This window comes from Hydrocarboniphaga sp. FW305-C-57, assembly GCF_058783045.1.
In genome coordinates this window covers 26,143-39,642 of the sequence record NZ_JBYSYG010000020.1, presented here as the reverse complement: position 1 = coordinate 39,642, position 13,500 = coordinate 26,143, and the positions used below count along the sequence as shown (strand labels likewise).

Annotated in this window: 9 protein-coding genes; 4 read left to right on the top strand and 5 right to left on the bottom strand. The window is 66.9% G+C overall.

Annotated features, from left to right (window positions below; all coding sequences use genetic code 11):
- Positions 1-6: 6 nt before the first annotated feature.
- The 4 genes from AC3WUM_RS24545 (at position 7) to AC3WUM_RS24530 (ending at position 5,141) form a co-directional block, all read left to right on the top strand.
- Entirely contained in the window at positions 7-1,215 is a 1,209-nt protein-coding gene (locus tag AC3WUM_RS24545) for an efflux RND transporter periplasmic adaptor subunit (protein WP_492413883.1), read from the top strand.
- Positions 1,212-2,714 (top strand): efflux transporter outer membrane subunit, encoded by a 1,503-nt coding sequence (locus tag AC3WUM_RS24540; RefSeq protein WP_492413881.1) that lies wholly within the window; start codon positions 1,212-1,214, stop codon positions 2,712-2,714. The genes AC3WUM_RS24545 and AC3WUM_RS24540 overlap by 4 nt, the downstream gene beginning before the upstream one ends.
- Positions 2,711-3,409 (top strand): GntR family transcriptional regulator, encoded by a 699-nt coding sequence (locus tag AC3WUM_RS24535; protein ID WP_492413879.1) that lies wholly within the window; start codon positions 2,711-2,713, stop codon positions 3,407-3,409. Before AC3WUM_RS24540 ends, AC3WUM_RS24535 begins: the two co-directional genes overlap by 4 nt.
- A gap of 208 nt (positions 3,410-3,617) precedes the next feature.
- Positions 3,618-5,141: a GGDEF domain-containing protein gene (locus AC3WUM_RS24530; RefSeq protein ID WP_492413878.1), complete on the top strand. Its 1,524-nt coding sequence runs from the start codon at positions 3,618-3,620 to the stop codon at positions 5,139-5,141.
- 98 nt (positions 5,142-5,239) lie between these two features.
- Here AC3WUM_RS24530 and AC3WUM_RS24525 read toward each other — a convergent pair whose 3' ends face one another.
- The 5 genes from AC3WUM_RS24525 to AC3WUM_RS24505 all read right to left on the bottom strand — a co-directional run bounded on the left by AC3WUM_RS24525 (position 5,240) and on the right by AC3WUM_RS24505 (position 13,391).
- Positions 5,240-6,712 carry an efflux transporter outer membrane subunit gene (locus AC3WUM_RS24525; protein ID WP_492413876.1) on the bottom strand — a complete coding sequence of 491 codons (1,473 nt, stop codon included), beginning with the start codon at positions 6,710-6,712 and terminating at the stop codon, positions 5,240-5,242.
- A complete protein-coding gene (locus tag AC3WUM_RS24520; RefSeq protein WP_492413875.1) occupies positions 6,693-7,871 on the bottom strand; it encodes an efflux RND transporter periplasmic adaptor subunit in 1,179 nt (392 codons plus the stop codon). Before AC3WUM_RS24520 ends, AC3WUM_RS24525 begins: the two co-directional genes overlap by 20 nt.
- Entirely contained in the window at positions 7,858-11,073 is a 3,216-nt protein-coding gene (locus tag AC3WUM_RS24515; protein ID WP_492413873.1) for an efflux RND transporter permease subunit, read from the bottom strand. The genes AC3WUM_RS24520 and AC3WUM_RS24515 overlap by 14 nt, the downstream gene beginning before the upstream one ends.
- Positions 11,074-11,209: 136 nt before the next feature.
- Positions 11,210-12,709: a sensor histidine kinase gene (locus AC3WUM_RS24510; RefSeq protein WP_492413871.1), complete on the bottom strand. Its 1,500-nt coding sequence runs from the start codon at positions 12,707-12,709 to the stop codon at positions 11,210-11,212.
- Positions 12,693-13,391, bottom strand: a complete 699-nt coding sequence (locus AC3WUM_RS24505) for a response regulator transcription factor (RefSeq protein ID WP_492413869.1) — start codon at positions 13,389-13,391, stop codon at positions 12,693-12,695. The genes AC3WUM_RS24510 and AC3WUM_RS24505 overlap by 17 nt, the downstream gene beginning before the upstream one ends.
- Positions 13,392-13,500 lie beyond the last annotated feature (109 nt).

Sequence of the window (13,500 nt, the reverse complement as noted above, 5' to 3'; positions counted from 1 at the left end):
GCCGTCATGAAGACCAACTTTCATCTTTTTCAGAAACCTTCCGCCCAGAATGGCTTCTCGCGCGTCGGCATCGTCATCGGCCTCGTCGCGCTGATCCTCGTCGCCTGGGGCCTGTTCTCGCGCCAGCGCGCGAGCGCCCGACTCGAGGAAGACACCCAGGCGCAGATCGCGCTGCCGGTCGAAGTGGTCAGGCCCAAGGCCTCGGGCGGCGAAGTCGCACTGGTGCTGCCGGGCAGCGTGCAGGCCAACTACCAGGCGCCGATCTACGCGCGTACCGCCGGTTACCTGAAGCGCTGGCTCGTCGACATCGGCACGCCCGTGAAAGCCGGGCAGGTGCTCGCCGAGATCGAAGCCCCCGATCTGGACGAGCAGCTGCACGCCTCCGAAGCGCAACTCGCGAACGCCGAAGCCAACCTCAAGATCGCGCAGGTCACCGCCGAGCGCTGGCGCGACCTGCGTTCGACCGATTCGGTTTCGCAGCAGGAGGCCGACGAGCGCAGCGCCACCGCGGCCGCGAGCCTCGCATCGGCCAATGCGGCGCGCTCCAATTTGCAGCGCCTGCGCGAGCTGTCGGGCTTCAAGAACATCGTCGCGCCGTTCGACGGCGTGATCACCGCGCGCAACACCGATCGCGGTGCGCTGATCAACAGCGGCAGCAGTTCGGGCGCCGAGCTGTTCCGCATCGCCGACACACGTTCGCTGCGCCTGTACGTGCGCGTTCCGCAGACCTATGCGGCGAGCATGAGCGATGGCCTCGAGGCCGAAGTGTTCTTCCCCGATCGTCCGGGCAAAAGCTACAAGGCCAAGCTCGACAGCACCTCGAGCGCGATCGACGCGAGCTCGCGGACCCTGCTCGCGCAGCTGCTCGTCGACAACGCCAACAACGAGCTGCTGCCGGGTTCGTACGCCGAGGTGCATTTCAAGCTCGGCGTCGAGAGCGCGGCCTCGATGCTGCGCGTGCCGGCCAATGCGCTGCTGTTCAGCGGCGACGGCCTGCGCGTCGCCACCGTTTCGGGCGACAAGGTGGTCATGAAGAAAGTCACGCTCGGCCGTGATTTCGGCACCGAGATCGAGATCGCCAGTGGCCTGACGACGCAGGACCAGGTCATCGTCGCGCCGCCGGATTCGATCACCGACAGCACGCAGGTGCGCATCACGCAGTCCGAAGATGCACAGCAGGCGAAGCAGGCACCGCAGAAGGACGCGAAGTCGTGAGCAGCTCGACGGCTCGTTTTTCGCCTCGCGCGCTGAGCATGCTGCGTCCTGCGATTTCGACAGCAGCGCTTGCAGCGCTGCTGTCGGCCTGCTCGCTCGCGCCCGAGTACGAAGCGCCGGTGATGCCCGAGGTTTCCGGCTACAAGGAAAACGCCGGCGACTGGAAGCCCGCGCAACCGGCCGACGCCGCTCCGCGCGGCCCGTGGTGGGAAGCCTTCGGCGATGCGCAGCTCAATGCGCTCGAAGCGCAGCTCGCCTCGTCGAGCCAGGATCTGCGCGCCGCGTTCGCGCGCTATCAGCAGGCGAGAGCGCTGGCCGGGCAGACGCGTTCGGATCTGTTTCCGACCGTCGATGCGGGCGCCGGCGTCACGCGCGCCCGCACGTCCGGCAACGCGCCTGGAATGAGCGGCGATCCGGCGATCGGCAACGATTTCCTCGCCACGCTCGATCTGTCCTGGGAAGTCGATCTGTTCGGTCGCCTGCGCAACGGGACCGCGGCGGCGAATCGTCGCGTCGAAGCCAGCGCGGGCGAGCTCGCGGCGCTCGACCTGAGCCTGCAGACGCAGCTCGCGTCGACGTACTTTCTGCTGCGTGGCAGCGATTCGACGATCGCGCTGCTCGAAGACAGCGTGCACGCCTTCGAGCGTGCGCTCGAACTCACGCGCAACCGTTATTCGGGCGGCATTTCGGCCGAAGCCGACGTCGCGCAGGCCGAGACGCAGGTGCAATCGACTTACGCGCAGCTTGCGGCCACGCGCCTGCAGCGTGCGCAGTACGAGCATGCGATCGCGGTGCTCGTCGGCCAGTCGGCGTCGACGTTCACGCTCGCGCCGGGCGCGTTCACGGTGGAGCCGCCGGCGGTCGACATCGGCCTGCCGTCGAGCCTGATCGAGCGTCGTCCGGATATCGCCTCGGCCGAGCGCGCGGTCGCGGCTGCGAATGCGGAAATCGGCGTCGCGCGCGCGGCCTGGTTCCCGGTTTTCAGCTTCGGCGCGCGCGGCGGCTACGAGGCCACGCGCAGTTCCGACTGGTTCGACGCGCCGAGCCGCCTGTGGTCGATCGGCCCGTCGCTGGCGCTGCCGCTGATCGACGGCGGTGCGCGCTCCTCGCTCAACCGGCGCGCGCGTGCGGCCTACGACGAGGCGGTTGCGAACTACCGCAAGGCCGTGCTCGTGGCGTATCAGGAAGTCGAAGACAATCTTGCGGCGCTGAATCATCTGGCCGAACAGGCCAAGCGCAGCGACGCGGCGTACGAGGCGGCTTCGCGCTCGCTGTTCCACGCCAACAAGCGCTACGCGGCCGGCGTCGCCGACTATCTCGAGGTCACCAGCACGCAGACCACCACGCTCAACGTGCAGCGCGCCGCGCTCGAAGCGCGCGTCAATCGCGTGGTCGCGGGCATCGATCTGATTCGCGCGACCGGCGGCGGCTGGACTCGCGAGCAGCTCGACAAGGCGCCGACCGAGCAGGCGAGCCTGCCGCAGGCCGGCACGCCGTGAGTTCCTCGGGCGTGCGGGCTTCGGCGACGGGCGACACGCTCGATCGGGCCTGCATGCGCACGCGCATTCGCGAGCTGCTGGTCTCGCGCATCCTCGACGGTGTCTATCCGGCCGGTTTCCACCTCAAGGAACTCGCGCTCGCGGGTGAGTTCAAGGTCAGCCAGGCGCCCGTGCGGGAGGCCTTGCGCGAACTCGAGACCATGGGCCTGGTCGTCGCCGAGCCGTATCGCGGAACGCGCGTGCGCAGCACCGATGTCGCCGAGATGCTCGATGCCTACGAACTGCGCGCGACCATCGAAGTGCGTTCGATCGAACTCGCGATGCCGTTCGCGGATTCGGTTTGCGAGGCGCTCGCGGCGGACATGGAAGGTATTCGCCAGGGTTACGGCTCGCCCGAAAAGGACAATACGTATCTGCCCGCGGTGCTGGCATTCCATCGCAGGCTCGTCGAGGCCAGCGGCAACCGCGCCTTTCTGGCGACCTGGGACAGTTTCCACTGGGACGTGCGCGCGCGCGTGCTGCTGCGCCGCATCGCCGAAAGCGGCAACGATTATTCGGCGACCATCGGATTCCATGAGCTGATCCTCGACCGCGTGCGCGCCGGCGATACGGCCGGCGCGATGGTCGCCGTTCGCGAAGCCTTCGAGAGCTTTCTGTCCGCGTTTCGCCAGGTGCTCGCGAATTCCGCGCCTTGACCCTCATGCTGGCGAGCCAGCAGCGATCGCCGGTGTCCCCATCGAAGAAATCGAGGCTTGCGCAGGCAGCTCGAGCCTCGACCGGCCGTTCGACAGATCCGGCATCCCAGCCCCTATTTCGGTCGCCGAGCGCCCGCTGACGCGGTGACGGACGGCAACGAACGTCGACGGGCACATGCTATTTTTTGCCCAACGGGGGTGCATAGGCTTGCAGAGTCGCTCGAGTGGCCAAGGGGCGAGCTCCTCCCCGCACAAGGATGAGGAGACGGATGTGCCAGTGTTCCTTCTCGCCGTTTCGATTCTGCTCGTGCATGGACTGCTCATCGGACTCTTTCCCGCGCAAGCACAGTATCTTTCGCTGGCGATGCTGACGCTGCTCCCGGCGGCAGCAGGTCTCTCGAGTCTGTGGCGGGCTCATGCACAAGGCCCTCTGAGTGAATGGAGAGCGCTGGGCCTGGGCATGGCGCTGTGGTCTGCCGCAATGGCGCTCAATCTTGTTTCCACGCTGCATGACGCGGCCTGGCTCCATGTGGCGAGCCTGGCGTTGTTCGTGCTCTACGGCGTTCCGTTGACCTTCGTGCTCGCGGCTCCAGCGAGCGAGCGCAGCTTCGAACGTGTGATCGATGGCGTTCTGGCGCTGGGGCTCGGAGTGCTGTTTGCGGTGCATACCCAGGCATTCGCGACCTTGCCCGATTCCGATCCGCGAGGGGTGCTCAGCCTGCAGCTGCTGTTCGACATCGAGAATCTCTACATCCTGCTGTTTTCGTTCATCCGCTGGCGCTCAAGCCGGAATCCGGGGCTCCGGGAATTCTTCCGGCGGCTCACGCAGTTCTCATTCGTCTACTTCCTCACGGCGCTCTACATCAACCATCTCGAGTCCGAGAGCGCCGGCTATGGCGGCTACTCGGATCTGCTGATCGACATTCCCATTCTGTTGCTGGCTGCGTCGGCATTGCGCTTGCGCAGCGACGACGATGTGCCCGAGCCGAATCGCCAGTTGGTTCGTATCGTGGTGGCAGCGAGTCCGCTGGTGCTGCCCTTGAGCCTGCTGGCGGTTTCCGCCCTGCTTGCCGGGCAGCACCTGCAACTGGCGATCATCGGCCTCGCCTTTGCGATCGTCGGCTACGGATCGCGTAGCGTGGTGACCCAGGTGCACGCGTCCGAAACGCAGGAACAGCTCGATGCACTGGCGCGCACCGATGCGCTCACCGGTGTCGCCAACCGCCGCCGCTTCGATGAAGAAATTCGGCGCGAATGCCGCAGCGCAGCCCGAAGCGGACAGAAGCTCTCGCTGCTGATGATCGATATCGATCACTTCAAGAGACTCAACGACGCAATGGGCCATCCGATGGGAGACCGGCGATTGCGTGAGGTGGCACGGGAGCTTTCGGCACTGTCACGGCGAAGCGGCGATCTTGTCGCCCGTTACGGCGGAGAGGAGTTCGCCGTGCTCCTGCGTTCCACCTCCGGTGAAGCGGCGGCGCAGTTCGCCGAGCGCTTGAGGTCTGGTGTCGAGCAACTGCGTCTGGAAGCACCGCCGCCGGGCTCGTACGTGACGATCAGCGTCGGTGTCAGCTGCTTGCGCTCGGCGATGGACGGAGAACCGGCCGCCTTGATCGCCGATGCCGACGCCTGTCTTTACGAAGCCAAGCGCCGTGGGCGCAATTGCGTGGTGTTCCGGGACTCGATCGTCGGCGAGCCTGCTCTGCAGATTCTCAAACGCTTGGGTTGATCATTCGAGAGCCGGGCCTGTAAAGCGGCCCGCTGGCCGGCGCCGGGCCGTGGCGACGAGGAGGCCGTCTCGCCGGTTCCAGGCCTCGAAGGCCAGGCTCAGCGAGCGGCGGCCTCGACCGGCGTGGGCACCGTCGCTACCGGCTCGCCGACCGACCATCCACCGCCGAGCGCGCGGATCAGCCCGACGCTCGCACGCAGCCGGCTCACCGAGATCGTGACGAGGTCGCGCTGCGCCTGCAGCGAGGCGGTCTGCGCGCTCGTGACTTCGAGATAGTTCACCGCGCCCTGGCGATAGCGGATCGTCGCGAGGTCGACCGCCTGCCGGGCCGCGGCGACGGCTTCGGTTTCCTCGTTCGAGGCCTCGCGATAGTGATCGAGCAGGGCGAGCTGGTCTTCGACTTCGGCGAAGGCCTGCAGCACGGTCATGCGATAGGTGGCGCCGGCCTCGTCGAGTTCGGCCTTGGCCTGATCGCGTAGCGAGGCGCGTCGGCCGCCGTCGAACAGATCGAGCGCGAGCGATGGCCCGATGGCCCAGAACAGGTTCGGAGCCCTGAACCAGTCGCTGCCCCGATAGCTCTGGTAGCCGATGCTGCCACTCAGGCTCAGACTCGGAAACCAGGCCGCGCGCGCGACGCCGAGGCTCGCGTTGGCTGCCGCGGTGCGTCGCTCGGCCGCGGCGATATCGGGCCGGCGCTGCAGCAGCGTCGAAGGCACCGACAGCGGCAGCTGCGGCAGCTCGATCTTGTCCATGCTCGGCGCGATCGAAAAACTCGACGCCGATTCGCCGATCAAGGCCGCGATCGTGTGCTCGAGCACGGCGCGCTGGCCGAGCGAAGTCGACAGCTCGGCCTTGGCGGTCTGCAACTGCGTGCGTGCACGTGCGACATCGAGTCCCGAGCCGATGCCGCCGTCGCGACGCGATTCGGTGACTTTGAGCGCGCGCGAAAACGCCTCGACGTTGTCGCGCAGCAGCTGCACGCTGTAGTCGTAGCCGCGCAACTGCAGGTACTGGTCGACCAGATCGGAGCGCAGGCTCAGGTGCGCGGATTCGAGATCGGCCGTCGCCGCGGCGAAGCTCGCCGAGCCGGCCTTGATCGTGTTGCGCACGCGGCCCCACAGATCGACTTCGTAGCTCGCTTGAAGCCCCAATGAGTTGTCGTCGAAGTAGCGCGTTTCGGAGCCGTTCGGCGGTCGCAGGTCGGAGCCTCGATTCGGCTCGTACCGGCCGTTGGCGGACAGGCGAGGGAACAGCGAGACGCGGCTGCGATCGTAGATCGCGCGCGCCTGCTCGAAGCGCGCGAGCGCGGCGGCGAGGTTCGGGCTGTTGCGATCGAGCGTGGCGACCAGGCCGCTCAGCGTTGCGTCGCCGTAGAGCGTCCACCAGCTGCCGCGATCGAGCGCGTCGGCCGGCGTCGCGGGCGACCAGTCGCGATAGTGCGCAGCCTCCTTGTACTGCTCGGCGAGCGCCACCGGCGGAACCTCGTAGCGCGGAGCCAGGCAGCCGCCCAGCGACAGCGCGAGCGCGAGGCTCGCGCGCACGGCGAGCCGCTCAGTTCTTGTTGGCGACATCGGTCTTCTTCTCGGCCGCGAGCTGCACGAGATCGCCGCCGGCGAGCGACTCGGGCGGGTTGTCGATGACACGATCGTGGGGCTGCAGGCCCGTCACTTCGACGGACTTGCCCATGTCGCGATCGATGCGGATCGGTTTCATGAGCACCTTGCCGTCGGCTCCGAGCGTGGCGACCTGCAGGCCTTCGCGCGCGAAGATCAGGCTGCTCGCCGGAACCGCGACGCTGTTCGCGTTCGCCGGCAGCAGCAGCTTGACGTCGGCGTAGCCGCCCGCGAGCAGGCTGCCGTCGGCGTTGTCGACGACGAGCTGCACGAGGCCGCCGCCCGAGCGCGCATCGACGGTGCCGGCCGCGCTCTGAATGGTCGCCTTGAATCTGCGGCCCGCATGCTCGGGCACGCTGAGCTCGGCTTCGCCGCCGACCTTGATCGTCGGCATGTAGCTCTGCGGAACCTGCACGTAGACGCGCAGCTTGCGCGTGTTGGCGACCGTGAACAGCGCCGGGCCGTTGTTGCTGGTGCCCGCGCTGATCAGCGCGCCGATGTCGGTGGAGCGCGAGGTCACCACGCCATCGAACGGCGCGACGATGCGCCGGAAGCCCTGCGTCGCCGCGAGCGTGTCGACCGCCGCGCGTGCCGCGATCACGGCCGCTTTCTTGGCCGCGTAGTCGCCGGCTTTTTCGTCCACTTCCTGCGTCGACACCGCGTCGGTGCCGAGCATCGCTTGCCAGCGCTTGGCGGTGGTTTCGGCGAGGCGGGCGTCGGCTTCGACGCGCACGAGGTTGGCGCGGGCCTGCGCGAGCTGCTGGTCGAGATCGGGCGTTTCGATCACCGCGAGCAGATCGCCGGCTTTGACTTCGGTGCCGATGTCGGCGTACCAGGTCTTCAGGTAGCCGTTGGCGCGCGCGTAGATCGGCGCGTTCGAAAAGGCCTCGAGCCGGCCCGGCAACTGCAATCCACTGCTGCTGCCGATGTTCTTGGGTTCGGCGACGACGACGCTCGGAATGGCGTTCGCCTCGGTCCATTCGCGCAGCTGGTTGCTGCTGCGGGCGCGCTGGGTGACGCCGACGGTGACGATGCCGATCGCCGCGAAGGAGGCGACGAGGCCGACCGTGCGCAGGCTGCGCAGGGCCTTGGGGGGAGCGTTGTCAGTGGGCGACATGGGGATGTCCTGAAGCCAGAGCTGAAGAAGGAGTCGAGGCGGCGGCGCGGCCGTGGCGCGCATGCACGATGCTGAAGACCACCGGCACGAAGAACAGCGTCGCGAGCGTCGCGAAGATCAGGCCGCCGATCACCGCGCGGCCGAGCGGCGCGTTCTGCTCGCCCCCTTCGCCGAGGCCGAGCGCCATCGGCGCCATGCCGATGATCATCGCGAGCGCGGTCATGAGCACCGGGCGAAAGCGCGTGTAGCCGGCTTCGAGCGCGGCCTGCGTGGCATCGCCGACCACGAGCAGGCGTTCGCGCGCAAAGCTGATGACGAGGATCGAGTTGGCGGTCGAAACGCCCATGCACATGATCGCGCCGGTCAGCGCGGGCACCGACAGCGGCGTGCCGGTGGTGAACAGCATCCAGACGATGCCGGCCAGCGCGGCGGGCAGCGCGGTGATGATCACGAACGGATCGGACCAGGACTGGAAGTTCACCACGATCAGCAGGTAGATCAGCGCCACTGCGCCGAGCAGACCGAACAGCAGGCCCGAGAAGGCCTGGTTCATCGTCGTGACCTGGCCCTGCAGCGTCACCGTCGTGCCTTTCGGAGCGGACTTCGCCGCCTCGTCGATGATCTTCTGAACGTCGCTCGCGATGCTGCCGAGGTCGCGGCCCTGTGGCGAAGCGAGGATGTCGACCACCGGCAGAATGTCGCGATTCGAAATCACCGCCGGCGTCATCGTGCGACGCACCTCGCCGATGCCGCCGAGCACTTGCGTGTCCTTGCCCGTGGTCGCGAGCGGCAGGCTTTCGAGTGCTGGCAGAGAATCGAGCTTGTATTGCGGAATCTGCGCGACCACTTGGTACGCCACGCCGTTGTCCGGATTGAGCCACCAGAGCGGCGTGACCTGGCCCGAGCCGGCGAGTGAAATCACCATCGTGTTGGTCACGTCGCGCGAGGTGATGCCGAGCTGCTGCGCACGCGAGCGGTCGATGTCGACGTTGAAGGTCGGATACTTGCCCGACTGCTGCACGCGCGCATCGGCGATGCCGGGCACCAGGCGAATCTTGCGCAGCAGCTCGTTGGCGAATGCGAGGTTCTGCTCGAGCAGCTTGCCGCGCACCTGCACCGCGATCGGCGACGGGCTGCCGAAGTTGAGGATCTGGCTCGTGATGTCGGCCGGCAGGAACGAGAAGGTCATCATCGGGAATTCACGCGGCAGGCGCTCGCGCAGCTCGCGCATGTAGTCCGCGGTCGGACGATGGCCGTGCTTGAGCGTGATCTGGATGTCGCCGTCCTGCGGGCCGATGGTGCCGGTATTGTTGTAGGCGTTGTTGATCTGCGAGACCGGCAGGCCGATGTTGTCGGTGATCACCGCGATCTCGTCGGGCGGAATCACGCGCCGGATCGCATCCTGGACCTGCGCGAAGTAGCGTGAGGTCTCTTCGACACGCGTTCCGATCGGCGCGCGCGCATGCAGCAACATCTGCCCGGTGTCGACGGTCGGAAAGAAATTGCGCCCGAGCATCGGAACCAGCAGAAACGACAGCGCGATCACGCCCAGAAAGGCCGGCACGAACAGCTTGCGCTTCGACAGCGCCAGCGCGAGCCACTGCTGGTAGACGGCGCGAGTGCGCTCGAAGCGCGCTTCGAAGCCGCGCTGGAAGCGAACCAGCGGGTTGCGCGAGGGCGGCAGCGAGGCGTCGTTGCCGTGCAGGTCGGTATGTGGCGCATGCGGCCTGAGCAGGTACTTGGCCATCGTCGGCACCAGCGTGCGCGAGAGGATGAACGAGCAGACCATCGCGAACATCACGCTCATCGCCATCGGCACGAACAGGAACCTGGCCGTGCCTTCGAGGAAGAACATCGGAACGAAGACGATGCAGATGCACAGCAGCGCGACGAAGGCCGGAGCGACGATCTGCTGGGCGCCGTCGAGGATCGCGGTCTCCACGTCCTTGCCCTGCTCGAGATGCCAGTTGATGTTCTCGATCGTCACCGTCGCGTCGTCGACGAGAATGCCGACCGCGAGCGCCAGGCCGCCGAGCGTCATGATGTTGAGCGTCTCGCCGAACGCCGACAGCAGCATGATCGCCCCGAGCACCGACAGCGGAATCGAGATCGCGATGATCACGGTCGAGCGCCAGCTGCCGAGGAACAGCAGGATCATCAGGCTCGTCAGCGCGGCCGCGAGGATGCCTTCGTGCATCACGCCTTCGATGGCGGCGCGCACGAAGATCGACTGGTCGCCGATCAGGTTCACTTCGAGCGCATCGGGCAGCAGCGGCTTGATCTGCTGCAGGCGCGCGCGAATGCCGTCGACGATATCGAGCGTCGAGGTCGCGCCGTTCTTGAGCACCGACATCAGCACCGAGCGGCTACCGTCCACGTGAACGACGTTGGTCTGCACCGCGTTGCCGTCGTGCACGTAGGCGATGTCGCGCATCAGCACGTTGGTGCCGTTGACGAACTTGACCGGAATCGAGTTGAACTCTTCGAGCACCGAGGCGGTGTTGTTGACGCGCACCGAGTAGTCGAACTCGCCGATCTTCTGCGTGCCGGTCGGCGTGATCTGGTGCTGCGCCGCGAGCGCGTTCGAAACGTCCTGCGGCGACAGCCCGCGCGCCTTGAGCGCATCGGGATCGACGTCGACCATGATCATGCGCGTCTTGCCGCCGAACGGCAGCGGCACGCCCGCGCCCGGCACGGTCACGAGCTGCGGACGCAGCGACTGCATGCCGATGTCGTTGAGCGCCTGCTCGGACAAGCCCTGGCCCGAAAGCGTGAGCTGCAGGATCGGCACCGTCGCCGCGTTGTAGTTCAGGATGGCCGGCGGGTTGGTGCCCTGCGGCATGTTCTTGAGCAGGCTTTGCGCCGACGCCGTCACCTGCGCGTTGGCGACCGCGATGTTGACGCCGGGCTGGAAGAAGATCTTGGTGACGCCGAAGCCGGCCACCGAAGTCGATTCGACGTGCTCGATGTCGTTGACCATCGTCGTCAGCGAGCGCTCGAACACCGTCGTCATGTAGCCCGCGAGCTTGTCGGGCGGCTGGCCGGCGTACTGCCAGATCACCGAGATCACCGGAATCCTGATCTCCGGAAAGATGTCGGTCGGCGTGCGCAGGTAGGCCAGCGGCCCGCCGATCAGGATCAGCAGCGCCAGGACGATGAAGGTATACGGGCGAGACAGCGCAATCTTGACGATGCCGAGCATGCGGCCGATCCTGCGGTGAAGAAGCTTGCCGGATCGCAATTAACGCACCGACCGGAGGCGTCGGGCATGAAGAGAAATTTATTATGCAGGATCGGCCTATGCGATGCCGATCGCGTGATAAATAGAAGTTATCGGGTCATTCGGACGAGTTATGGAAATGGTCCGAAAAAGTGTCGCTCTTGAGCCGCGGGCCGAGCGCCGTGCGGGCGTCTTCGGTGGCGGCTCGCGACGCCCCGACCAGCTCTTCGGGCCAGCAGCGCAGGCTCACGCGCGTTCCGCCGCCTTCGTGCGCGGCCCCGATTTCGAGCTGGAAGCCGTGCAGTCGGACGATCGCCGCCACGATGCTGAGGCCGAGGCCGAAGCCTTCGACATCGCGGCCATTCTCGCTGCGATAGAAGCGCTGCAGGACCGAATCGCGCTCCTCGGCCGGTATGCCCGGGCCGCTGTCGATCACGTCGACGCGCACGCCGGCGGACGTGACGGCTGCGCATAGCCGCACTTCGCCGCCGGCCGGCGTGAACTTGATCGCGTTGCTGACGAGGTTGCTCATCGCTTCGAACATCAGGCCTGCGTCGGCGCGGACATCGAGCGGCTCTGCGATCTCGAGCGAGAAGCGAACGCTCTTGTCCTCGGCGAGCGGAGCGTAGAGTTCGTGCAGCTGGCGCAGCGTGGCCGACAGATCGGTGCCATCGAAGCCGGCGCGGCGATGCAGGTACTCGAGTTCGGAGATGCGCAGCAGGGCGCGGAAGCGATCGAGCAGGGCGTCGGTGTCGGTAATGCAGCGCTCGAGTGTCGCGGAGCGCACGTCGTCGGCCGGCGTCTGCTGGCGCAGCCGGTGCAGCTGGGCGCGCAGGCGCGTCAGCGGCGTGCGCAGATCGTGCGCGATGTTGTCGCAGACGCCCTTGATCTCGCCGACCAGCCGCTCGATCTCGCCGAGCATGCGGTTGACGATGCCCGCGAGCATGTCGAGTTCGTCGTGTCGCGAGGAGACCGGCAGCCGCTTCGAGAAATCGCCGCGGATGATCAGCTCGGTGGTCTGGCCGATCTTCTCGATGCGCTTGCGTGGACCGCGGGCGAGCAGCAGGCCGCCGACGACGCCCGGAATGATCGTCAGCGAAAGCCCCCACAGCAGAGCGCCGCCGATGATGCTGCCGATGCGATCGACCACCCGCGCATCGCGCGCGAGCACCACGAGTTCGCCGTTCGGCATCCGCTTGGCGACGGCCCGCACGTGCGGAATCACGGCCGGCCCGGTATTGCCATAGGCCGTCGTCGAAACGTTGCTGAGTTCGACGATCTTGCCGTCGATCGCCAGGCCCTCGGGTATCTGCCGCAGGCCGCCGGTGAGATGACGGCCCTGCTCGTCGAACAAGCCGCCTTGCGTCAGATTGCCCATCGCGGTGATCGCGTTCATCGCACCGGGCAGCTGGCCAGGGGCGACGCTCGAGAGATAGCTCATGCGCTGGGCGATGATCTCGTCGATCACCGAGCGTAGGTAGTGGCTGCTTTCCCAGTAGATGAAGCTGATGACCGCGCTGCTCCAGAGCACGAACAGCAGGCCGTAGACGGCGATGATGCGCGTGCTGGTGGCGCGCAGGAACAGCGTCCGCAGCGGGCGCTCAGTGCCGTTCGCCAAGTGCTGCGCTCGCACTCAAGGTGTAGCCCTGGCCACGGACGGTATGGATCAGCGGCGTGAGTCCGGGCAGGTCGATCTTGCGGCGCAGGCGGCCGATATGGACGTCGATCAGATTGGTGCCGGGGTCGAAGTGATAGCCCCAGACGGTCTCGAAGATCATCATGCGCGTGAGCACCTGGCCGCTGTTGCGCATGAGGAATTCGAGCAGGCGGAACTCGGTGGGCAGCAGGCTCAGTTCCTGGCTGCCGCGACGGGCCGTGCGGCTCATGAGGTCGAGCTCCAGGTCCATCACCTTGAGGTCGAGCACGGTCGGTGTGTTGCCGCGGCGGCGCATCAGAACCTCGATGCGCGCGGCCATCTCGTCCGGAGCGAACGGCTTGGTCATGTAGTCGTCGCCGCCCGCGCGCAGCCCGCGGATGCGCTCGTCGACATCGGACAGCGCGCTGATCATCAGCACTGGCGTGTCGACGCCGGCCTCGCGCAGGCCCTTGACCACGGCCAGGCCATCGAGCCCGGGCAGCATGCGGTCGAGCGTGATCGCGTCGTAGCGCGTGCCCGAGGCCTTCTGCAGCCCTTCGTGGCCGTTGGCGGCCCAGTCGACGCTGATGCCGTGCGAGGACAGCTCGGCGATGATTTCGCGCGCCGTGATCTCGTCGTCTTCGATCGTCAGAACCTTGATCATGGGCAGGATGATAGCGGCCCTGGCGGAAGCGAGCCCGAATCGACCGGGTTTGGCGAGCCGGGCGAACGCCGGTCGCGCCGGGACGCAGAGAGCGGCAGCTCGGTCAATG